At 60.7% G+C, this 21,696-nt stretch carries 23 protein-coding genes; 9 read left to right on the forward strand and 14 right to left on the reverse strand.

The window, feature by feature from the left end:
- Window positions 1-51: 51 nt before the first annotated feature.
- Complete coding sequence (gene mazG / locus ACSQ16_RS10800) at window positions 52-876, reverse strand: nucleoside triphosphate pyrophosphohydrolase (RefSeq protein WP_243260594.1); 825 nt, start codon at window positions 874-876, stop codon at window positions 52-54.
- A 64-nt stretch (window positions 877-940) separates the two neighbouring features.
- On the opposite strand from mazG, the gene ACSQ16_RS10805 reads away from it, so the two are divergent.
- The 3 genes from ACSQ16_RS10805 (at window position 941) to ACSQ16_RS10815 (ending at window position 3,606) form a co-directional block, all read left to right on the forward strand.
- Window positions 941-2,110 (forward strand): M20 aminoacylase family protein, encoded by a 1,170-nt coding sequence (locus ACSQ16_RS10805; protein WP_243260592.1) that lies wholly within the window; start codon window positions 941-943, stop codon window positions 2,108-2,110.
- On the forward strand, window positions 2,110-3,075 hold the full coding sequence (gene speB / locus ACSQ16_RS10810; RefSeq protein WP_243260591.1) for an agmatinase: 966 nt from the start codon (window positions 2,110-2,112) through the stop codon (window positions 3,073-3,075). The genes ACSQ16_RS10805 and speB overlap by 1 nt, the downstream gene beginning before the upstream one ends.
- A 105-nt stretch (window positions 3,076-3,180) precedes the next feature.
- The gene (locus ACSQ16_RS10815) at window positions 3,181-3,606 is read left to right on the forward strand and encodes a DUF1499 domain-containing protein (protein ID WP_243260589.1); all 426 of its coding nucleotides are present in this window, start codon (window positions 3,181-3,183) and stop codon (window positions 3,604-3,606) included.
- Here ACSQ16_RS10815 and ACSQ16_RS10820 read toward each other — a convergent pair.
- Entirely contained in the window at window positions 3,544-3,843 is a 300-nt protein-coding gene (locus ACSQ16_RS10820; protein WP_243260587.1) for a hypothetical protein, read from the reverse strand. The genes ACSQ16_RS10815 and ACSQ16_RS10820 overlap by 63 nt on opposite strands.
- A 60-nt stretch (window positions 3,844-3,903) precedes the next feature.
- On the opposite strand from ACSQ16_RS10820, the gene prfA reads away from it, so the two are divergent.
- From prfA to ACSQ16_RS10835, 3 genes are all read left to right on the forward strand, one after another.
- Window positions 3,904-4,959 (forward strand): peptide chain release factor 1, encoded by a 1,056-nt coding sequence (gene prfA / locus ACSQ16_RS10825; protein ID WP_243260586.1) that lies wholly within the window; start codon window positions 3,904-3,906, stop codon window positions 4,957-4,959.
- 23 nt (window positions 4,960-4,982) lie between these two features.
- Window positions 4,983-5,798 carry a peptide chain release factor N(5)-glutamine methyltransferase gene (prmC, locus tag ACSQ16_RS10830; RefSeq protein ID WP_243263170.1) on the forward strand — a complete coding sequence of 272 codons (816 nt, stop codon included), beginning with the start codon at window positions 4,983-4,985 and terminating at the stop codon, window positions 5,796-5,798.
- 208 nt (window positions 5,799-6,006) lie between these two features.
- Entirely contained in the window at window positions 6,007-6,621 is a 615-nt protein-coding gene (locus tag ACSQ16_RS10835) for a DUF4167 domain-containing protein (RefSeq protein WP_093926119.1), read from the forward strand.
- Window positions 6,622-6,675: 54 nt separating this feature from the next.
- Here ACSQ16_RS10835 and ACSQ16_RS10840 read toward each other — a convergent pair whose 3' ends face one another.
- Genes ACSQ16_RS10840 through lptF form a run of 7 tightly spaced genes read right to left on the reverse strand, consistent with a single transcriptional unit; the run spans window position 6,676 to window position 14,654 of the window.
- Window positions 6,676-7,254 (reverse strand): hypothetical protein, encoded by a 579-nt coding sequence (locus tag ACSQ16_RS10840; protein ID WP_243260585.1) that lies wholly within the window; start codon window positions 7,252-7,254, stop codon window positions 6,676-6,678.
- 2 nt (window positions 7,255-7,256) lie between these two features.
- Window positions 7,257-8,099, reverse strand: a complete 843-nt coding sequence (gene rsmA / locus ACSQ16_RS10845; protein ID WP_243260584.1) for a 16S rRNA (adenine(1518)-N(6)/adenine(1519)-N(6))-dimethyltransferase RsmA — start codon at window positions 8,097-8,099, stop codon at window positions 7,257-7,259.
- Entirely contained in the window at window positions 8,096-9,070 is a 975-nt protein-coding gene (gene pdxA / locus ACSQ16_RS10850) for a 4-hydroxythreonine-4-phosphate dehydrogenase PdxA (protein ID WP_243260582.1), read from the reverse strand. Before pdxA ends, rsmA begins: the two co-directional genes overlap by 4 nt.
- On the reverse strand, window positions 9,067-10,305 hold the full coding sequence (locus ACSQ16_RS10855) for a peptidylprolyl isomerase (RefSeq protein ID WP_243260581.1): 1,239 nt from the start codon (window positions 10,303-10,305) through the stop codon (window positions 9,067-9,069). Before ACSQ16_RS10855 ends, pdxA begins: the two co-directional genes overlap by 4 nt.
- Entirely contained in the window at window positions 10,293-12,425 is a 2,133-nt protein-coding gene (locus tag ACSQ16_RS10860; protein ID WP_243260580.1) for an LPS-assembly protein LptD, read from the reverse strand. The genes ACSQ16_RS10855 and ACSQ16_RS10860 overlap by 13 nt, the downstream gene beginning before the upstream one ends.
- Before the next feature lies 1 nt (window position 12,426).
- Window positions 12,427-13,524, reverse strand: a complete 1,098-nt coding sequence (lptG, locus tag ACSQ16_RS10865; protein WP_093926125.1) for an LPS export ABC transporter permease LptG — start codon at window positions 13,522-13,524, stop codon at window positions 12,427-12,429.
- Window positions 13,521-14,654, reverse strand: a complete 1,134-nt coding sequence (lptF, locus tag ACSQ16_RS10870; RefSeq protein WP_243260578.1) for an LPS export ABC transporter permease LptF — start codon at window positions 14,652-14,654, stop codon at window positions 13,521-13,523. The genes lptG and lptF overlap by 4 nt, the downstream gene beginning before the upstream one ends.
- A gap of 130 nt (window positions 14,655-14,784) precedes the next feature.
- On the opposite strand from lptF, the gene ACSQ16_RS10875 reads away from it, so the two are divergent.
- Both ACSQ16_RS10875 and ACSQ16_RS10880 read left to right on the forward strand, forming a co-directional pair.
- Entirely contained in the window at window positions 14,785-16,257 is a 1,473-nt protein-coding gene (locus ACSQ16_RS10875; RefSeq protein ID WP_317406193.1) for a leucyl aminopeptidase, read from the forward strand.
- Between the two features lie 7 nt (window positions 16,258-16,264).
- A complete protein-coding gene (locus ACSQ16_RS10880; protein WP_243260576.1) occupies window positions 16,265-16,723 on the forward strand; it encodes a DNA polymerase III subunit chi in 459 nt (152 codons plus the stop codon).
- Between the two features lie 51 nt (window positions 16,724-16,774).
- Here the strand turns inward: ACSQ16_RS10880 and ACSQ16_RS10885 are convergent, their stop codons facing one another.
- The 4 genes from ACSQ16_RS10885 to ACSQ16_RS10900 form a co-directional block, all read right to left on the reverse strand.
- The gene (locus ACSQ16_RS10885; protein WP_317406194.1) at window positions 16,775-17,260 is read right to left on the reverse strand and encodes a hypothetical protein; all 486 of its coding nucleotides are present in this window, start codon (window positions 17,258-17,260) and stop codon (window positions 16,775-16,777) included.
- Window positions 17,261-17,410: 150 nt separating this feature from the next.
- Window positions 17,411-17,992, reverse strand: coding sequence for a retropepsin-like aspartic protease family protein (locus ACSQ16_RS10890; RefSeq protein ID WP_243260574.1), 582 nt, complete (start codon window positions 17,990-17,992; stop codon window positions 17,411-17,413).
- Window positions 17,993-18,037: 45 nt separating this feature from the next.
- Window positions 18,038-18,676, reverse strand: a complete 639-nt coding sequence (locus ACSQ16_RS10895; RefSeq protein WP_093926131.1) for a MarC family protein — start codon at window positions 18,674-18,676, stop codon at window positions 18,038-18,040.
- A 92-nt stretch (window positions 18,677-18,768) separates the two neighbouring features.
- A complete protein-coding gene (locus ACSQ16_RS10900) occupies window positions 18,769-20,634 on the reverse strand; it encodes an ABC-F family ATP-binding cassette domain-containing protein (RefSeq protein ID WP_243260572.1) in 1,866 nt (621 codons plus the stop codon).
- Between the two features lie 106 nt (window positions 20,635-20,740).
- Here ACSQ16_RS10900 and ndk point away from each other — a divergent pair, with 106 nt between their 5' ends.
- Window positions 20,741-21,163, forward strand: a complete 423-nt coding sequence (gene ndk / locus ACSQ16_RS10905; protein WP_067266630.1) for a nucleoside-diphosphate kinase — start codon at window positions 20,741-20,743, stop codon at window positions 21,161-21,163.
- A gap of 62 nt (window positions 21,164-21,225) precedes the next feature.
- On the opposite strand, the gene ACSQ16_RS10910 is transcribed toward ndk, so the two are convergent.
- Complete coding sequence (locus ACSQ16_RS10910; protein ID WP_243260571.1) at window positions 21,226-21,648, reverse strand: DUF4112 domain-containing protein; 423 nt, start codon at window positions 21,646-21,648, stop codon at window positions 21,226-21,228.
- Between the last annotated feature and the right edge of the window lie 48 nt (window positions 21,649-21,696).

Genomic DNA, 21,696 nt, shown 5'->3' on the forward strand with positions numbered 1-21,696 from the left:
GGCAGAGCCTTGCCGGAGGCTCATGTCTTTGTCCAGCCGCAGGCCCGGCGATTAGCCGCGTTCCGCCAGTTTCACTGCATCCCAAAGCGCATCCATCTCGGCCAGATCACTGTCTTGCGGGGTTTTGCCCATTGCCGCGAGCCGGGCCTCAATGCCCTCGAAACGCCGGGTGAATTTGGCATTGGAGGCGCGCAGAGCGGCTTCGGGGTCGAGCCCAAGGTGGCGGCCCAGATTGGCCATGACGAAGAGAAGATCGCCGTATTCCTCCTCAACCTCCGCTTGGCTTAGCGTGTCCCTCGCCTCGACCAGTTCCGCGGCCTCTTCGGTGATCTTATCCAGCACCTGTGTCGTCTCGGGCCAGTCGAACCCCACCCGCGCCGCGCGTTTCTGCAGTTTCATCGCGCGCAAAAGCGCTGGCAGGCCGATTGCCACCCCGTCCAAGGTGCCTCCCTGTGCCTTGCCAGCGCGCTCTGCGGCTTTAATCTTTTCCCAATCGGCGGTCTGCTGTTCGGCGTTTTTGTCGCGGGATTCGTCGCCAAAGACATGCGGGTGCCGCGCCACCATCTTATCGCTAATGTTGCGCACCACGGATTGAAAGGTGAAGTGCCCAGCCTCTTCGCCCATGGCCGTGTGATAGACCGATTGCAGCAGCAGATCGCCCAACTCGCCCTCAAGTTCCGCCCAATCGCGGCGGGCAATGGCATCAGCAACTTCATAAGCCTCTTCAATGGTGTAGGGGGCGATACTGTCGAAATCCTGTTCGATATCCCAGGGGCAGCCGGTGTCGGGATCACGCAGGCGGCGCATGATTTCAAGCAGCCGTTCAATGCCCGCATCGGAATCGTGAATGAGATCGGCTTTTGTGTCGTCCGGCATTGCAGGCCCCGTATGTCTGGTGTCAGATGCACCCTGACCAAACCAACCCCAAGGAGTCCAGCCCATGCCCGTGGTAAACCGCATCAACGCCTTTGCGGAGGATATGACAGCGTGGCGGCGCCATTTGCATACGATCCCCGAGTTGGGGTTGGAATGCCATGAGACGGCGGCTTTCGTGGCCGAGCGGCTGCGCGCGTTCGGCGTGGATGAACTGCACGAGGGCATCGCGACGACGGGCATCGTGGCGATCATCGAGGGGCAGGGCGAAGGCCCGACCATTGGCCTGCGCGCCGATATGGATGCGCTGCCGATCCATGAGGCGACGGGCAAGGACTATGCCAGCACGCGGGAGGGCAAAATGCACGCCTGCGGGCATGACGGGCATACGACGATGCTGCTGGGGGCCGCGCGCTATCTGGCGGAGACCCGCAATTTCGCGGGCCGGGTGGCGCTGATCTTTCAACCTGCTGAAGAAACGGGCGGCGGCGCGGGCGTTATGGTCGAAGAGGGCATTATGGAGCGGTTCGACATCGCCCAAGTCTACGGCATCCACAACGCGCCGGGCTTTGACGAAGGCGCGTTTTACACCACTCCGGGGCCGATCATGGCGGCGGTGGATGAATTCCATATCCATATCAAAGGCAAAGGCGGCCATGGCGCGATGCCCCATGATACCCGCGATCCGGTTGTGGCGGCCTGTGGCATCGCCACGGCGATCCAGACCATCGTCAGCCGCAATCATGTCGCCACGCAGGACTTGGTGGTCTCAGTCACACAGATCCACACCGGCTCTGCCGATAACGTGATCCCTGAGACCGCCTATATCAACGGCACCGTGCGGACCTTTGACCGCGAGGTTCAGGCCATGGTCATGCGTCGGATGCAGCAGATCGTGGACGGGCAGGCGGCAAGCTATGACGTCTCAGCGGAACTGGACTATGAAGTCGGCTATCCGGCCACGATCAACGACCCGGCCAAGACCGAAACCGCCATCGCGGCGGCGAGCGAAGTGGTGGGCGCGGCCCAAGTGCACGGCGATTATGGGCGCGAGATGGGCGCGGAAGATTTCAGCTATATGCTCGAAAAACGCCCCGGTGCATATCTGTTCCTCGGTGCCGGTGAAGGCGCAGGGCTGCACCATCCAGAATACGACTTCAACGACGAGATCGCGCCGCTCGGCGCATCCTTTTTCGCCCGTATCGTTGAGCGGGCACAGCCAGCAGGAGGCAAGTAATGGCACTGGAAGACGCGGCCAAACAGATGGATATGGCCTTTACCCGCGAGGACCTCAAAGGGCCGAGCTATGAGTTGACCTTTGGCGGGGCGACCTCTTTCCTGCGACGTAAATACACCAAGGATCTGACCGGCGTGGACATCGCGGTAACCGGCGTGCCGTTTGATCAGGCCGTCACCAACCGCCCCGGTACGCGCCTTGGCCCCCGCGCCATCCGCGAGGCGAGCGCCTTGCAAGCCCCCGACGCGCCCTATGGCTGGGACTTTGACGTACTGAGCGAATTTGCAATCGCGGATTATGGTGATCTGGCCTTCGACTATGGCCATGTCAGCCAGTTCCCCGCCGCACTCACGTCGCATATCAAGACCATCCTTGATGCTGGCGCGGCCTCGGTTGTCTTGGGCGGGGATCACTATATCTCTTTCCCGATCCTCAAGGCCTATGCTGAGAAATACGGTCCGATCAGCCTGTTACAGTTCGATGCACACACGGACACATGGCAAGACGACGACATGGACCGGATCGACCACGGCACCATGTTCTACAAGGCGGTCAAGTCCGGCATCGTTGACCCTTCCACCAGCGTGCAGGTTGGCATACGCACAACCAACGAAGACACGATGGGCGTCAACATTATCGATGCCCGTGAGGTACATGAGAAGGGGCCGCAGGCCACCGTGGCTAAGATCAAAGAAATCCTCGGCGATCGGCCCTGTTACCTGACCTTCGACATCGACGCACTGGATCCGGCCTTTGCCCCCGGTACCGGCACGCCGGTTTGGGGCGGGCTGACCTCGGCGCAAACCTCGATCATGCTGCGCGATTTGGCCGGGATCAACATCATGGGCGGCGACGTGGTTGAGGTCTCTCCGCCTTTCGACACCACAGGGGCGACAGCGATCGCGGGCGCGCATGTCGCGACCGAGATTCTGTCGCTGCTGGGCCACCGCATGAGAACCGCGTGAGCGAAGACCACAACTTTATCGGGCAGCCCTCAGGCTTGGGGGCCGCCCACCTCACCGCGACCACCTGCGTCGCCTCAAATCGCCGACCTTTGAAAGGTGCTTAAAATGCTGTTCTGGATCATCGTGATCGCCCTCGTCGCCTTGGTGGCCTATGTCCGCCTTGCGCCCATCGACACCGCACGTTGGCATATGCAGGCCGAAGGGCAGAAGATGGGCAAGTCCCAAGGCACCAACAGCTATATCTGGCGCGCACCCGTTGACGGCGACGGGCAAGAGACCTTGGCGCAGCTTGACCGTGCCATCATGCAGACCCCGCGTACAGAGGTCGTCGCCGGATCACTGGCCGAGGGGCAGGTCACCTATGTTACCCGCACCAAATTGATGGGCTACCCCGATTTTACCACCATCGGCGTCTACGGTGACAACCCGAGCTATGTCGAAGTCTATGGCCGCTCGCGCTTTGGGCGGTCAGATATGGGCGTCAACGCCAAGCGGGTCAATGCTTGGCTCGCTCAGATCGAGGCGCGATGACAGGCAGCCCTGCTGCACTTCGCGCCACATCGGCACATTGAGCGACATCTGACACTGGGCCATGAACATGCGGCCGCCGACCTGTAGACAGATGGTTTCACCCAGTTCCACACGGTCGCCGGTGCTGTTGGTGCAATAGCAATCAATCGTCTTCCCGCCCGGCGCTTTGACATCCGCAAGGGCAGGGTGCAGGGCCGTCAGGGCCAAGAGGCAGGACAGCGGCAAGATGCGTTTCATAACCTATGATAGCATAAGCCGCCTCTTGACCAAAGCATTTGCATAAGCGACAGGAACCCCATGATCCCGATGCACCGCCTCGCGCAAATCTCGCAACGCTTCCAGTTTTTGGAGGCCAGCATGTCTGCGGGCTCCGATGGGGCCGATTTTGCAGCCCTCGCCAAGGAATACAGCGATCTCAAGCCCGTGGTGGATCAGATCGACCTTTACCAACAGCTTCAGCGTGACCTCGAAGAAGCCGAGTTGATGCTAAAAGACCCCGAAATGGCTGAGCTTGCGCGGGAGGAGTTGCCGCGTCTCCGGGCACGTCTGCCAGAGGTGGAGCAGGGGCTGCAACTGGCGCTTCTGCCGCGCGATTCTGCCGATGCAAAACCCGCGATGCTGGAGATCCGGCCCGGCACGGGCGGAGATGAGGCGGCGCTGTTCGCGGGCGACCTGCTGCGCATGTACCAACGCTACGCCGAAGCGCGGGGCTGGGGTTTCGACCTTATTGAAAGCCAGATGACCGAGTTGGGCGGCGTCAAGGAAGTTGTGGCCCATATCACCGGGCAGAACGTTTTTGCCCGGCTGAAGTTCGAGAGCGGCGTGCACCGTGTCCAGCGCGTGCCCTCGACAGAAAGCGGTGGGCGCATTCATACCTCGGCGGCCACTGTGGCGGTCCTGCCCGAGGCCGAAGACGTGGACATCGAGATCAACGCGAATGACCTGCGGATCGACACGATGCGCTCTTCGGGCGCTGGTGGGCAGCACGTCAACACAACTGATTCCGCTGTGCGCATCACCCATATTCCGACCGGGATTGTGGTGACATCTTCGGAAAAATCCCAGCACCGCAACCGCGACAAGGCGATGCAGGTGCTCAAAGCGCGGCTTTATGACATAGAGCGCAGCCGGATCGACAGCGCACGGTCCGCCGACCGCGCGGCGCAGGTCGGAACCGGCGACCGGTCCGAGCGCATCCGGACCTACAACTTCCCACAAGGGCGGATGACCGACCACCGGATCAACCTGACGCTCTACCGTCTTGAGGCCGTGATGCAGGGCGATCTGGATGAGATCGTCGATGCCCTGACCGCCGACGCCCAAGCACGTCAATTGTCGGAGATGGAGGGGTGAGCCCCCAGACCGCCGCCCAAGCCATGGCCGCTGCTGCCGGCCGGCTGCGTGCCGCGGGCGTGCCCGATCCGGCACGAGACGCGCGGCTTTTGTTGGCCCATGCCGCAGCCGTGGATGCCGTCCGCGTGACACTGATCGCGCCCGAAGAAATTGCCCCCGACGTGGCCGAACGCTTTGATCAACTCATCGCCCTGCGCGCCGTGCGTGTACCGGTCTCACAACTGATCGGGAAGCGCGCGTTCTATGGCCGCGATTTCAGCATCAGCCGCGATGTGCTGGACCCGCGGCCAGAGACGGAAACGTTGATTGATCTGGCCTTAACCACCGATTTTACCCGCATCCTGGACCTTGGCACCGGATCGGGCTGTATCCTTGTCACGCTGCTCGCCGAACGCCCACAGGCCACGGGGCTGGGCGTAGACCTCTCGGAAGCCGCTTGCCTTCAGGCCAGTGCCAATGCGGTACAGCACGGCGTGGCCGAGCGTGCCGACATCCGCCAGTCAGATTGGTTCAGCGCGGTCGAGGGGCGGTTTGACCTGATCCTGTCGAACCCGCCCTATCTTGCCGCCGAAGAGATGGCCGATGTCTCGCCCGAATTGCGCCGGCACGAGCCGGAAATGGCGCTGACCGATGGTCAGGACGGGCTGAGCATTTACCGCATCATCGCCACTGAGGCGCAGGGCTATCTGACATCCGAAGGCCGCGTCATGGTGGAAATCGGCTGGCAACAGGGTGAGGCGGTACAAGATATCTTTACCGCTGCGGGCTGGGGCCGGGTGACGTTGGCGCATGATCTGGATGGCCGCTCTAGGGTGGTTTGTGCAGATAAACCGGCATGAAATCGCGAAAATTCGGGTCTTTAGCAGGTTGGATCGCAATTTCTTCTTGCTCAAGGCTTTCTGGCATGGTTAGTCAGAGGTGTTGCAGCGGTGGATGCCATAGGCGGTCCCGCGCGGCACTATGCCCAACATATCGCTTAGGCCGGGACGATGACGTGCTTTGCACCCCCGGTAAACGACACACAGCACACAAGGCTGACATCATTCCATGAACTCTCCCAGATCACGCTCCCGGTCGAAGAACAATCGTAAACGCTCCCCACATGGTGGTGGCGGCGGCAATGTCGTCAATCGGGTGTTCGACAGCTCCGGTCCTGAGGGTAAGGTGCGCGGCACGCCGCAGCAGGTTATCGAGAAATACAACCAGCTGGCCCGCGACGCGCAGCTTAGCAATGACCGTGTGGCGGCTGAGAATTTTCAACAGCACGCTGAACATTACCTACGCCTGCTGAGCGAAGCACAGCGCGAGATTGACCAGCGCCGCGAAGAGCAAGAACGCCAGAACCGTGAGCGTCAAGCCGAGCGGGATCGCGAGCGTGCTGAACGTCAGGAGCGCGAAGCACAGCAAGGTGGCCAGCAACAGGGCGATCAGCCGCAAGCGGAACAGCAGCCTGCGCAGGACAGCGCGCCCGAGCAACAGCAGCCACAGCAGCAGGCTGAGGCCGAAACCAACGGCGAAGAGAGCACGCTGGTTGAAACGCCCGAGAGCAAGCCCAAACCAAAACGTGCTCCGCGCCGCAAGCCCAAGCCGAAAGTGGCAGAGGCACAGCCGCAGGATGCTGGCGGTGACGGTAGCAACGATCCGGCCAAGGCCGCAGAATAAAGAAAAGCCCCGCAATTTGCGGGGCTTTTTCGTATCGGTCCAGGGCAGGGTGGCCTACCCTTCCATTCCCGCTTGCACGTATCTGATCCGCCCATTGCGGCGCAGAACCTCTTCACGCGGCTCCCAATCATAGCGCGGATCGTTTGTGACCGGCGACCAGAACAGCACGCCCCCCTTGCGCCACGGATCAAGGACAATCCCCGCTTGCATCGGCGCGCCTGCCGCCGAGATGATGGCGGTGGAGTGGTCTATCAGCAGCCGGGTGTCACCGTTGGCAATGGCCCGGTGCATGTCGAGCGTGGCGAAACCTTCGGCCTTCAAACGTTTCTCCAGATCCTCAGCCCAATGCCAGCACAGCCCGCGCGGCCGGCGGCCGCTGTTGACCTTGGCATTGTGAATAAGCGGCGCATCGGTGATCTGATAGGCAATCGCCAGTTCATGCGTGTGGCGATAGGCAATCTGCGCTGCGCGCGCGGCCTCTGCCGGGTCAATGGCGGGCGAAAGCCGTTCGATGGCCCGCGTCAATTCCGAAATCTCGGCGTCTGTGCCGACGGGCGGCGGGCCGTTGCGGGGCATGGCGCAGGCAGACAGGCTTAGAATTAGCGCGCAAAGCAGCAGTAGACGATGGAACATGATCACCCCTTGGCGATTTCGCGGGCAAGGGCGCAGAAACCCTCCAGCGGGATCTGCTCGGCTCGGTCGGTGGGTTTCAGCCCAGCGGCCTGCAGGCGATCCTCAATGTCGGGTGCCGCCCCTTTAAGCGCCGAACGCAGCATCTTGCGGCGTTGATTAAAGGCCATGGCGACCACACGGCTAAGCACGGCGGGGTCGGCAGGATAGCGCGGCTCAGTCAGCGCGGTCAGATGCACCACGCTTGAAGATACCTTAGGCGGCGGTGTGAAAGCTCCGGGCGGCAATTGCATGACGATCCGCGCATCGCTGCGCCACTGTGCCAGCACGGCCAGCCGCCCATAGGCTTTGGAGCCGGGCGTCGCGACGATCCGCTCGGCCACTTCGCGTTGGAACATCAGCGTCAGGCTCTGCCAGAAGGGGGGCCATTGCGGCGGGGTAAGCCAACGCACCAGCAATTCGGTCCCGACGTTATAGGGCAGGTTGGCGGCCACGCGGATCGGCGGGGTCAGGTGGCTCAGCGGGTCGATCTCCAGCGCGTCGCCTTCGATGACCGTCAGGCGACCGGGGTAGTGTTCCGCCACTTCAGCCAGCGCGGGCAGGCAGCGGCGGTCCTTCTCGATCGCCAAGACATGACGCGCGCCTTCGGCCAGCAGTCCACGGGTGAGGCCACCGGGGCCGGGGCCGATTTCAAGCACGTCGCAATCGGCCATATCCCCGGCCTGTCGCGCGATCTTGGCCGTGAGGTTCAGGTCCAGCAGAAAGTTCTGGCCCAGCGATTTCCGCGCGGCCAGTTCGTGTGTGTTGATCACCTCGCGCAGCGGCGGAAGGTTGTCGATTGCACTCATGTTTTCTGGCCCATCTGCCATGCCAGTTTGATCGCTTCGATCATGCTGGTCGGATTGGCGCGCCCTTGTCCCGCGATGTCAAAAGCTGTTCCGTGATCGGGGGAGGTACGCACGAAGGGCAAGCCCAACGTCACGTTCACGCCTCGGTCAAAATCCAGCGTCTTGATCGGGATCAGCGCTTGGTCGTGATACATCGCTACCGCCGCGTCATAGCCTGCGCGGGCGCGGGCGTGGAACATCGTATCGGCGGGCAGCGGCCCGGTCAGTGCGTAGCCTTCGCCCTGCATCTCGACAATCAGCGGCGCGATCCAGTCGATCTCTTGCCGGCCCATACTGCCGCCTTCGCCCGCGTGCGGGTTCAGCCCGGCGACGGCAATGCGGGGGCGGGCGATGCCAAAGCGGTTTTGCAATTCCTGCGCGGTGATCTCAATCGTGCGGCGCAGGCCGATAGGGGTGAGCGCCTGCGGCACCTGATCGAGTGCGATATGGATGGTAGCGGGCACGACGCGCAACTGGTCGGAGGACAGCATCATCACCACATCCTCAACCCCTGCCAGTGCAGCGAGGTATTCAGTATGGCCGGGATAGGCGAAATTCGCGCCATCCTGCAGGGCTTTCTTATGGATCGGTGCGGTGCAGATGGCGCAAGCGGCCCCGGTCTGCACCAGATCGACCGCGCGGGCGATCACGTCAATCACCCCCTGCGCATGGCCGGGCTGCGGCACACCAGCGAGGGCGGTGCTTTCGAAAACATGAGACAGCACAGGCAGCGCATCGGTGCTCGGTTCGCCTACATCTTCGGGGCTATCGATCAAACGGTGCGGCACATCTTCAGGCAGGTGGCGCGGGTCGCCAATCCAGAACATCGGGATGTCAGACGAAATCGCCGCCCAAGCATGGGCGGCGATTTCAGGGCCAATCCCGGCGGGTTCACCGCAGGTGATGGCCACAGGCCGAGACGGGCGGCTCATTGGCGGGTGATGCGGGCTTCGGCGCGGGCCTGTTCCAACAGTTGCGTGGCATAGCCCTCAAGCTTGCGCTGCCGGATCGAGCTGATGACCGCGTCGCGGTTCACCTCCGCATTGGCCGCCGTGGTGCGGTTGCAGAGCATCAGGAAGACCAGCGTTTGCCCATCGGCACGGGTCAGCGTGGTCGAGACTTCGCCGGGATCGAGCTTCGCCAGTTCAATGGCCACATCCTGTGGGATCTCACCCGGAGCCTTGGTGCCACGGTCGAGCACATTCGCGGGCTGGCCCTTGGCCACGCCATAGAGGTCATCGCACTGATCCACCTGACCGCGCAATTGTGCGGCGCGCGACAGGGCGGCCTCGGAACGGCCACCGGGGATGTAATAGGCCGCATAGTCAATCTCGGAGTATTCGACGCTTGGCTTGCCGGTCTCTTCGATGCCGCGCAGTTGGAACAGGGCCACGGCATTCGGGATCGGCAGCGGCGCTGTCACCTCACCCGGCGCGAGGGCCAGGAGGATCGGCCGCAGGCTGGCGGGAAGGTTTTCGAGCGGCGTCCAAGGCATTTTACCGCCGCGGCCCCGAGAAGCAGTGGCGGAATACTGGCTCGCATAAGAGGAAAACTCAGCCTCGGAACTGCTTTGCGCAATCCGTTCGGCCAGCGCGTTCACTTGATCGGCATTTTGCGGCGGGGCGGGAATGATGATCTCTGACAAAAGCACGCGCAGGCCGTTGTTGCCCCGGCTGCTGCCAAGTGCGCGCTCTACCTCTTCGTCGGTGATGTTGACCCGGCCATTATAGCGCGCGCGGATCAGATCGCGCCATGCAGCGCTGATGACGATGAAATCCCGGAATGTCTCTTCTGAGATCTGCGCTTGGCCGAGCACCTCAAGGAATTCTTCGGTCGACAGATCAGCACGGCTTGCGAATTCGGCCATGCCGGACTGTATCCCGTCTGGGCTGACTTGCAGCCCAGCTTGGTCAAGGATTTGCCCCCGCAGCCGGTCGTTGATCAGACTGTCGATGACGTTTTCGGTGTCCGCCCCCGGCGCACCGATCAACTGCATAAAGCGCTGACGCTGCTGCACCTCATAGCCTGTGATGGCCTCGTCGTTAACACGAGCGACGGGCGCAAAGAGGTTTTGTGCTGCCGCGGATTGCCCCACGACCAAAGCGAGGGCGAGGACCGCGGTGCCACGGATCCCGGCACGGACTGTCTGTTTCGTTACTTCCCACATGAGCGTACGTATCTTTCTGTTCCGGTGTTGGCGGCAAAGCCCCTGAGGCCGATGTTAAAACCGAAATCCGTTGAGGGCTCAACACTTGTTGAGGATGAATAGCTCCGGCTGACGGAAAGGTCGACCTGTACACATTCATTGTTATAGCTCAGGCCAAGACCCGCCGTCGCTGCGCGTTCGTCGGCCAAGTCAAAACGCCAGTCAGCAGAGGCCTGCCATTGGCTGTTGATCGAAAAGCTGCCGTCAAAGGTGATCTCCGACACGTTTTCATCGCGGTCTTCGGCGGCATCTTCTTGAAGCCAGACATAGCTGCTCGCGATTTGGCCGCGTTTGAAATTCCAAACGCCGCGCAACTCGGCCTTGGCGACCTCGAAGTCATCATCGACCAGCCCGCGCCCGATGAGCGCGAGACCATTGTCGCTGCGCAATTGCCCAGCCAGCAGAAAGTCAGAGTAAGTCCCCTGCAAGCCCGAGCTAAAGCTGAAATCGTCATCCGCATCAGCCCGGATCACCTGACCGAAGGAAAAACTTGCGTCGAGCCCGTTAGGGTCTATCCGTGCCCAATTCACGCCGAAGGCCGCAACCGCGCCGCGCTCGCGGCGGTCGGGTCGAGGGAAACGGCTGAGCGACAGTAGGTTGCCTTCGTCATACTCAACCAGTGTGCTTTCTTCATTGGGAATGTCCAGCCGATCGCCGCCGGTCCAGCCGAATTGTACAAGCGGTTCAATCTGTTGTACCGCGCCGCCCGTCTCGCGACGTTGCATGGGATAGCGCAGCGCGACGGCAACTTCGGGCACTAGATCACCATGGCGCGGTTCAAATCCAGCATCCTGCGCAATATTAAAGAGGCCAAAATTCGCACCAGCATGAAGGTCGCTGACCAACCCGTTAGAGAATGTCAGGCGTCTTAACCATGTCGCTTCACCGTTCAACCGCGAGACATCGCGGCCAAGCCCGCCCGCACTCACGTCGGAGCCGCGGCGGTGGGTGTGCGCTTCGAGCGATAGGCGCAGCTCTCCGCCCAGACGGGTTGGGAAATAGCGTCGCTGATGTTCGCCGTCCAATACCAGTGTCGGCAGTTCGGCGTTTACATCATCATCACGCAGGGAACGGTAATTGAGCAAACTGGCGCGGGTGTAATCGTCGCGCCGGGCGCGGCTCACGGTCAACTCATTCGTCAGGCGATCTTTGTCGGAATAGCCATAGTCATTGAGGTAGGAGCGGTCGCTGGTGGTCTCAATGTCGAAATAAAGCTTGTAGTCGCGCCGTAAATTAAAGGTGCCGTTTCCAAACAGATAGCCGCGCGTTTCGCCCGGTTCTTCATCATCGCGGGTAATCGCACCGTCAAAGTCAATCCGCCCCGAAACGAAGGCTTGACGGTAGCGGAACTCAAGCGTGCGGGTTTCGGCGGAAAGATAGGGCGTCAGCGTAAGGTCGCGGTGATCGCCCAGCTTGATGAAATAGGGCAGTTTCAGCCCCACACCCAGTTGCGAAGTGGACCGGATGGAAGGCGCTAGAAAGCCGGTGGCACGGTCCAACGTCGGGTCAGGCAGGCGCAGGCGGGGCAAATAGAAGATCGGCACATTCTTGATGCGAAACTGCGCTTCGTCGAAATAAAGCTGCTGGGCCAGTTGGTCATGCACCACTCGTTTCGCGCGGATTTGCCAAAGCGGGGCTTCACCATCTTCGCATACTTTACATGAGGTTACAGCCGCTTTGTAAAGCTGGCTATATCGCCCTTCGACCTGATTGATCTGCACAGCGGCAAGCTGCAACTGCTGCTCAAGGATCATGCGCGCGCCGCGCAACAACCCTGATTGTAACCCCGCATCGAGAGAGGCGGCATCAGCAAGAATTGTGGTATTCTCGCCCTCTGATAGCACAATCGGACCTTCAATGCTCAAGGCACCGGTGGCTTGATCATAGCGGATCGCGGTGGCGCGCAGCCGTGTCTCGCCCCTAAAGGCTTCGACATTCCCCTGCGCGACCAAGACCTTATCGCGGGTAATGAACACCTGATCGGCCACCAGAACGGCGGGTCGGTCGGTGGCCGGGGCGGTTTGCGCGCTGACCGTCAGGGGCGCAAAAGTAAGGGCAAGTCCAACCAGAGCCGCGCGCATGTCAGCCGTCCTCCGCATGCAAGAGCAGACCAAGTGCCAAAAAGATGGCGGCCACGGGTGGTGCCCAAGCGGCAAGGGTCACTGGGATTTGGCCATTCTCGCCAAGGATTTGCGCGAAACTGCGAATAAAATACAAACCGAACCCCAGCAAAATCGAGGCCAGCACAGCAACGCCGGTCCCCCCAAAACGGGTATGGCGCATGGTGAATGCGCTCGCAACCAGAACCATGGCCACCAGAAAGAAGGGTCGGGCTAATTCGGCCTGCAACCAAACCTCATGTTGTCGCGTGCTAAAGCCCGCCTGCTCCAACTGACGAATGAATTCAGGCAGCTCATAGATCGAGACGGCGGCGACACGGCCAATGCTTTCCCGAATACGCTCAACCGTGAGCGACGCGGGAATCGACAACGTCTCATGTACCTCGGCTTCGCCTTCGGCATTCACCCCGGCCGCAAGCGGCCAAATCTTGGCCCCGGTCAACTGCCAATCGCCACCGCTAAGCTGCGCGCTTTCGGCCTCGATCCGGCGGATCGGGCCTTTTTCGGCGTCATAGCTGATGATTGTCACATTATATAGGACAGAGGCATCACTGTTGGTACGCCATGCACGGATGACCGATTGGCCTTCCTCTGTGCCTTGGCGCAGCCAGAGCCCTTCGTCGCTCACAGAAAGGGCCGAGCTTCCGTTTGAGCGGTATTTCTGGGTCAGGTACTCCGCCCGTTCGCTGGTTGCCGCTACGATGGGGTTAAGCATGGCCACGGCCAGCGTGCCGATGATCAGCGCCACCACCATCGGTGCGATCAAGGCGCGCAAAGCAGAGCGGCCTGCCGCGCGGGTCACGACCAACTCAGAAGACCGCGCCAGACCGATGAATAACGCAACGGTGGCAAGAATCATGATCAGTGGAAGGATCATATTGATCGTCTGCGGCATGTGCAGCAGCGTCATCCCCAAGACCTGATCCCAGCCCACATCATCATCGGCAAAGCGCCGGGCCTGATCCACACCATCGACCAGCATCACCAAGGCGGCCAGCACCCCGGTGATGACGAGAAAGCTCATGAAAAAGCGGCGGGCGAAGTAGAGATGGAGGATCATGCGGCCGCCCCTTTGCCACGTAGCCGCCGCCTTATCCAGCGCGGATGCGCCGATTGCCAAAGCATCGCAAGTGTCAGTGCCGCCCCGATAAGCGACGGTAGATAGGCAAGCGGCCAAGCGGCGGCAGTCTCGCGAATTTGCACCACCAAGGTACCCCGCAGCCCGTCAATGGCGATCAACAGGCCAAAGGCGATCACTGCTTCGCGCCAGACACCAAAACGCGAGAAACCACCAAGGATCAAAGTGGCAAAACCAATCATTGCGGCGACGATACAGAACAAGGGCTGCGCAAGGCGGCCATGTAATTCTTCGGCAACGATGCCTTGTGTTGTGTCAGCCTGCGCGGCAACCCCGGCCCAGTCCCATAACAACGCAGGCGTCACCATTGAAGACACCGACTGGCCAATAGCCTCGTCACTGCCGACCAAGGGGGAGATATCGAAGGAAAAATCACGAAATTTGGCGGTGGCCAGCCGGTTCTGGACCGTATCAAGGCGCTGCGCCATGCCGTTGAGCATGATTAAGGTCGTATTCTCACCATTGCGGGCCAAGTAGGCTTCGGCGGCAGTATAGATCACCCCCTCATCGGCCTTGCGGCGATCCGACAGAAACACATCGCGCAAGACGCCATCGTTATCGATCGCGCGGGTATAGAAGGTCACCTCATCCGACGGATGCAAAAACGTCCCTTCCGTCAACAGCCGCGCGGTGAGATTACGCGAGATCTCGGCCTCACGCTGCTTAAGTTGACCCTGCGCCATGGGCACAAGAAAATTGCTCAGCACTGTCATCATCAGCGCCACGCAAAGGCCAAAGACAAAGACAGGCCGCGCCAGACGCCAAGGACCGGACCCCGCGGCCTGAAGGACAGACAGTTCAGATTCGCTCGACATGCGGTTGGTCACATAGACCGACGCGGCAAAGGTTGCGATTGGCAGGACGGTGACAATCAACTTGGGCAGGCCAAGGGCCGTAAACTCCAGAAACACCAATGCAGATTGGCCATCTCCGATCAAACGGTCGAATAAAACCACCGCGCGGTTGATCCAAAACAGCGCCACCAGCACCAGCGCGAAAAAGCCGAACATAACCAGAAGTTGCGACAGCATGTAGCGGTCAATTCGTGCCACTCTGATCCCCCGAGATGCTCTGACGGCGTTTAACAGGATCTTAAAGCAAATCTTGGGGCGGGAAAACTGCTATCTGGCCATGGGCGGCGCGGCGCGCTAGGTCTGGGCCAAATCAAACACGAGGCATACCATGACCGATCTGACCCCCATCACCTTTGCTGAGACCGACATTGACCGTATCGCAGGGCATTCAGGGCGGGTCGCGGTCTTTCTTGAACCTGAGGGTCGGCTTGATGCCGGGGCGCGGCGGGTGAACCGGCTGACCAAGGGCGCATTACAACGGCTGGTGGAGAGCGATCGTTTTACCAGCCTCAACCCCGGTGATGTGCTTAGCATGGGCTTTCCCGCCGGAATGGCAGCAGAGGCGGTGGATGTAATCCACATGCCGCGCCGCGCCGATGTCAAAACCGCGCGCAAGGCCGGGGCCGCGCTCGCCAAGCGCCGGGGCGACAGTGACCTTCTGATGCTCGCCGCAGGCACGCGCCGGGTGACGGATGTGGCCTTTGGTTTGGCAATGCGGGACTATGGGTTTGAGGATCATAAATCATCCCCCAAACCCCGTAAGGGCAGTGTTGAGGTGATGTGTTCCAAGCCTGAGGATGCACGCGAAGCTGCAGCGCCATTGATGGCCGTGGCGGAGGGCGCATTCATGACCCGCGATCTGACCAATGCCCCGGCCAACATCCTGACGACGACCAACTTTGCCGAACGTCTGGCCGAGATGGAGAACTTAGGCCTTAAAGTTGAAGTACTAGATGAAGAAGAGCTTGTAACGCTCGGAATGAGAACGCTTTTGTCGGTCGGGCAGGGCTCTGATAGCCCCTCTAAGGTCGTGGTCATGCGGTGGGAAGGTGGCGCTGAAGGCGCGGCCCCGCTGGCGTTAGTCGGCAAGGGTGTCGTCTTTGACACAGGCGGCATCAGCCTCAAACCCGGCGCGGGCATGGAAGACATGACCATGGACATGGGCGGCGCAGGCGTGGTGTCGGGCGTGATGCGCACGCTGGCGCTGCGCAAGGCCAAGGCGAATGTCGTCGGGCTGGTTGGGATTGTGGAAAACATGCCATCGGGCAATGCGACCCGTCCGGGCGACGTGATTACCACTATGAAGGGCGACACGGTGGAGGTCATCAACACCGACGCCGAGGGTCGCTTGGTCCTCTGCGATGTCATGTGGTACGCGCAGGACCGCTTCAAACCTGCGGCGATGATCGATCTGGCCACGCTGACCGGTGCGGTCATTATCGGGCTGGGTCATGAAAACGCTGGCGTCTTCTCGAACGACGACGGGCTGTGCAACGATTTCCTGAAAGCCGCCGAGAGTGAAGGCGAGGGCGCATGGCGTCTGCCGCTGGGGCAAGGCTATGACGATCAGTTGAAAAGCCGGATTGCCGATATGAAAAACATCGGCGGGCGTCCGGCGGGGTCTATCACTGCAGCGCAATTCCTCAAGCGTTTCGTCAAGGATGAAACGCCTTGGATCCACCTCGACATCGCCGGGGTTGCCTCGCTGAAGTCCGAGAGCACGCTGGCCCCCGCAGGCGCGACCGGCTGGGGCGTGGCGGCGCTGAACCGTCTGGTCGCCGACCGCTTCGAGAAGGGCTGAACCGGAAATGGGAGCGGCTTACTTCTACCACCTGACCCAGCGACCTCTGGTCGAGACGCTGACGATGCTGCTGGAAAAGTCGCTCGCCAATGGGTGGCGCGTGGCCCTGCGCGGGACGGATCGCGAGGGGCTAGAAGCGCTGGATCGGGCGCTTTGGACATTTTCCGAAGACAGCTTCCTGCCACATGGCATGGTTGGTGGTCCACAAGATGCAGATCAGCCGGTGCTGTTGACGATGGAAGACAGCACTCCCAACCGGGCGGATTGCCTGATGGCGGTACATGGTGCCAATGTCACGGCGCAAGAAACCGCAGCGTTGCAACGGGTTTGCGTGTTGTTTGACGGACATGACCCCATGGCACTGGATCACGCGCGAGGTCTATGGAAGCGGCTGAAGTCCGACGGTGCATCGGCACAATATTGGTCAGAAGAGAGTGGCCGCTGGGAAAAGAAGGCTGAGACCTGAAAAAGGGGCAGGTGGCAAATGCCTCCCGCCCCTCGAATGCGTAATCTCGGATCAGGCCGCTTTGTCGACTGCGGATTTTGCAGCGGATGCAGCGTTGTTGGCCGTGCCGTCTTGCGATTGCGGCTCGACCTTGGTGACGTAGGATTTCGCGGCCTTAACAGCGCTGTTATTCACCGGCGCAATTGTATCGAGCAGAGCGCGGGTGCGAACACTCTCAACGTTACGCTGTGCCGCAGCGCGGGCGAAAGCTTCGCTGTCAGCGTCTGACGCCTTCGGGGCTGTTTCCACCGATTTTGTCTGCGCGACAGCCTGCACCGCTTGGGTCTTTGCGGGCGCTTGCACGGATTGAGATTTGGTCGCTTCCTGTGCGGCGGCGCTATTTTGCGTCGCCTGTGGTTCGCTGGCTGGTTTTGCCTCAGCCTTGGGGGCGCTATTTTGGTTCTTTTCCGATTTCTCGGTCTTTTCGGCCTTCTCGGCTTTGGGGGGCTTGTTACTCTGTTGGTAGGAGGAAGACCCCCATAAAATGTTCGATAGCATGACAGCAAGTTCTCCAAATTCGGGTACAGTTGTGCCTTGCAGATATTCGCGCAAAACGGCGGTAACCTGTCCAATTTGCGGCGAATGCGGCGTCATTTTGCGGCGAATTTGATTGTTCAATGCCGGGAGGATAGGAAATTAGGTGCAGGATCAGCGACTTAGACGTAACTCGCCACCGCTAATCTCAATCCATCCCCAGCGTTGTAGATAGCCCATACCCAAAAGTGACTGTGACATTGCGCCTTCATTCACCACAGCAGAGACATTGTGATCTACCGCGTTGCCCACGACGATTTCGTCAAGCTTTACGAAAGCGGTGCGGGTTTCACCATTCGCTGTAGCGGCACGCCCGAGGTAGTTAAGTTCTTCGGGGTCGATGCCAATCCGCCCGGCATCGGCCTTGCTCAACACAATATCTGACGCGCCCGTGTCGACGACAAAACGCACCGGGGCTCCGTTGACTTCAGCAGTCAGGTAATAATGACCATCGCGCCCGCGCGGCAGGATAATCTCGCCTGCTTCGCTGATGCTGAGTTGCTGGCGCGCGGTGTCGCGGGTGATGTCTTGCCACAGGCCAACACCAGCGGCAGCACCGACAAAGATCAGGCCCCAGACTGCGGCCTGTTGCAGCGTCTTGTTCATGCTGGGACGATTTTGGAGGAAAAACCAGCCCGCCAACATGGTGAGCAGGACAATTAGGTAGATCAGATGTGCAGTGTCGATTTCGGCCATAAGTTCGCCTCCTTAATCCAGATATAGGAACGCAGAGGGCAAATGTCAGCCGGGTGTCGGGCCGGGGCCGAAACCAAAGGCCGCAAGGCCATCGAGCACGAATTGAACCGAAAGGGCCGCCAGCAGCATGCCCAGCAAACGGGTGATGATATTGATGCCGGTCTTGCCCATCGCGCGCTCAAGTGCGCCGCTTACTTGCATGGTCAGCGCCATAACCACCAACGTAAGTGCGGTGATCACGATAATGGTCAGCAACCCTTCGCCGCCCGGTTTCTCACCCGTCAGCAGGATGACAGAGGCGATAGAGCCGGGACCCGCGATCAGTGGGATCGCCATGGGAAAGACCGATGGATCGTCGTGGTCATCCTCATCCGCGCGGTCCTCGCGCCGTTTGGTCCGACGGTCAAAAAGCATGTCGAGAGCGGTTATGAATAGCAAAATGCCCCCCGCGACACGAAAAGCGGGCATTGAAATCCCGATGAAACCAAGCACCGCTTCGCCGAAGGCCGCGAAGATCAGCAAAATCAACCCGGCTACGCCCACCGCGCGCCAAGCGATTTTGCGCCTCTGCGCATTGCTCATCCCACGGGTCAGCGCCAGAAAGACAGGCGCAATGGCGATGGGGTCGATCACAACAAACATCGTGACGAGGGCGGTAATCATATAGGCGGTATCGAAGGTCATCGGTATTCCTTGGCGCGGTGCAGCCTTGTCAGAATGCACGAGGGCCGCCCTTTAGGCGACCCCCGCGTTGTATTGATATGAGAGTTTCAAGATCAGGCGGTGGCCTTCTCCAGCTTTTCCTGCGCCCCCATCCAAAGAGTTTCGGCGCGGTGGAGCGCCTCCATCACTTCGGCGTATTTCTTGTTCCAGACCTCAAGCTCGCCGGTCTTGGCGTCTTCGTAAAGCGCCGGATCGGCCAGTTTCTTGGCCAGTTTGTCGCGCATCTCATTGATCTTTTCCATGCGTGCTTCGGCCTTGCGAACCTCGCTGCGCAGGGCCAGCACCTCATCGCGGCTGGCGCGTTTGACTTTGGGTGCTTCTTTGGGCTGTTTCGAGGGGTTCTTGCTGACCGGTTTTTCGGGTGTCAGCAGCATCTTGCGATATGCTTCGAGGTCTTCCTCATAGGGTTTGACCGTGCCGTTGGATACGAGCCAAAGCCGGTCGGCCACCAGCGACAATAGGTGCATGTCGTGGCTGACAAGGATCACCGCGCCCGAGTAGCGCGTCAGCGCCTCAACCAGCGCCTCGCGGCTTTCGATATCAAGGTGGTTGGTCGGCTCATCGAGGATCAGCAGATGCGGGGCGTGCAGCGTGGCCAACAGCAGCGAAAGCCGCGCCTTCTGCCCGCCTGACAGGCGGCCCACTTCGGTTTCGGCCTGCTCCGGGCCAAGACCGAAGCCCGCCAATTGCGCGCGCAGTTTCGATTGCATCACACCGGGGCGGGCGGCGATCATATGTTGCAGCGGCGTCTCTTCGACGATCAACTCATCCACTTGGTGCTGGGCAAAGAAGCCCACCCGCAGCTTGGAGGAGTTGACCTGCCGTCCGGCCATCAGCGGCAAACGGTCCGACAAAAGCTTGGCCAGCGTCGATTTGCCCTGACCGTTCTTGCCCAAGAGCGCGATACGGTCGTCTTGGTCGATGCGCAGGTTCAGACGGGTCAGCACCGGGTTGTCGTCGGTATAGCCGACGGAGCCGTTCTCGATGTTGATAATCGGCGGCGAGAGTTCCTCGGGCTCAGGGAAGGTGAAGACCTTGCGCGCCACATCCTCGGGCGCGGTGATCATATCCATCTTCTCGATCATCTTCAGACGGGATTGCGCCTGTTTCGCCTTGGAGGCCTTGGCCTTGAAGCGATCCACGAAGCTTTGCATGTGATCGCGGCGGGCCTGTTGTTTCTTGGCCATCGCCGCCTGAAGCGCGCGTTTCTCGGCGCGCTGGCGGGCGAATTGGTCGTAGGGGCCCTGATAATACGTCAGCTTGCGGTCTTCGAGGTGCAGGATACCGCCGACGGCGCGGTTCAAAAGGCCGCGGTCGTGGCTGATGATCAGCACCGTATGCGGGTATTTCGCCAGATAGCTTTCCAGCCACAACGCGCCTTCAAGGTCGAGGTAGTTGGTCGGCTCGTCGAGCAGCAGCAGGTCGGGCTGGGCAAAAAGCACGGCGGCCAGCGCCACACGCATCCGCCAACCGCCGGAGAAGGCGGAGCAGGGCATCTGCTGCTCTTCGTCGTCAAAGCCCAGACCCTTGAGGATCGACGCCGCGCGCCCTTCGGCGGACCATGCGTCGATATCGGCCAAACGGGTCTGAATGTCAGCGATGCGAGAGGGATCCTCGGCGGTCTCGCTCTCTTTCATCAACCGCGCGCGTTCGATGTCGGCTTCCAGCACCGTATCGATCAACGAGGTCTCGGAGGACGGCACTTCCTGCGCCACGCCGCCAATCTTGGCGCGGGACGGCAGGGACAACTCGCCGCTGTCCAGCGTGAGTTCACCACGGATGAGTTTGAACAGCGTGGTCTTGCCCGCGCCATTGCGCCCGACGATGCCCACTTTGTGGCCCTCGGGGATCACGGCGGAGGCTTCCTCGAACAGAGGGCGGCCTTCGACGGAGTAGTTGATTTCTGAAATGCGTAACATGCACGCCGTTTGGAGCAAGCCGGGCCGAAGGTCAATCACGGCTTTTCATGTGTCAGACCCCATGCTAGGGAGCGCGCAAATCAACACCCGCTATGGAGTACAGCCAATGGCCCTCGAACGCACTTTCTCGATCATCAAGCCCGACGCAACCCGCCGCAACCTGACCGGCGCCATCGTCAAGAAATTCGAAGACGCTGGCCTGCGCGTTGTCGCACAAAAGCGCATCCACCTGACCAAAGCGCAGGCGGGCGAGTTCTACAAGGTGCACGCCGAGCGTCCCTTCTATGACGAACTGTGCGAATTCATGGCCTCCGCGCCGATCGTTGCTCAGGTTCTCGAAGGTGAAAACGCCATCGCAAAAAACCGCGAAGTCATGGGCGCAACCAACCCTGCTGACGCGGCAGAGGGCACCATTCGCGCAGAATTCGCTGAAAGCGTTGGCGAAAACTCCGTTCACGGTTCCGACGCGCCGGAAACCGCAGCGGTTGAAATCGCGTACTTCTTCTCCGGTCTGGAACTGGTCGGCTAAGCCACGGTTCTTCGGACACAGAATGAAAGGGTCGCCCTCGGGCGGCCCTTTTGCGTTTGGGATCAATTGTTAAGGGTCGGATGATGAGAGGACATGCGCCCTTCGATGTCTCCCATAGGCGGTGCCTTGGCGGCTTGGTCTGTAAGGTGACGTTCGAGCAGATCCACGTTGCGCAGCTTCGATTTCCAGCCGATGTCGAACAGATCACCGACCAGAGGCACCGAACCGATGACATAGTCGATCCCGGTGTTGACCAGCATTTTGGCCAACACGCCCTTTGGCGCGCCCATTCGGTGCGATTCTTTCAGAATATAGGCCGAGGGGAGCAGCGCGAGGGTATCGCCCACCACCGGCACCAGGCCCAGAATCGAATCCCATCCCATCCGCACGCCGACGATCGGCAGCTTATAGGCGCTGTCCATGCTGACGGCCAAACGGCGCAGACGGGCGAGGTCAGCCTCGTGAGAGGGGGGATGGGGTTTCATATCTTTCCTTGCGTGTTGCTCTAGGCGGCAAACGCATGGTCCGGCCCC

This window comes from Sulfitobacter sp. SH24, from assembly GCF_965641895.1.
In the GTDB taxonomy this organism is placed as follows: domain Bacteria; phylum Pseudomonadota; class Alphaproteobacteria; order Rhodobacterales; family Rhodobacteraceae; genus Sulfitobacter; species Sulfitobacter dubius.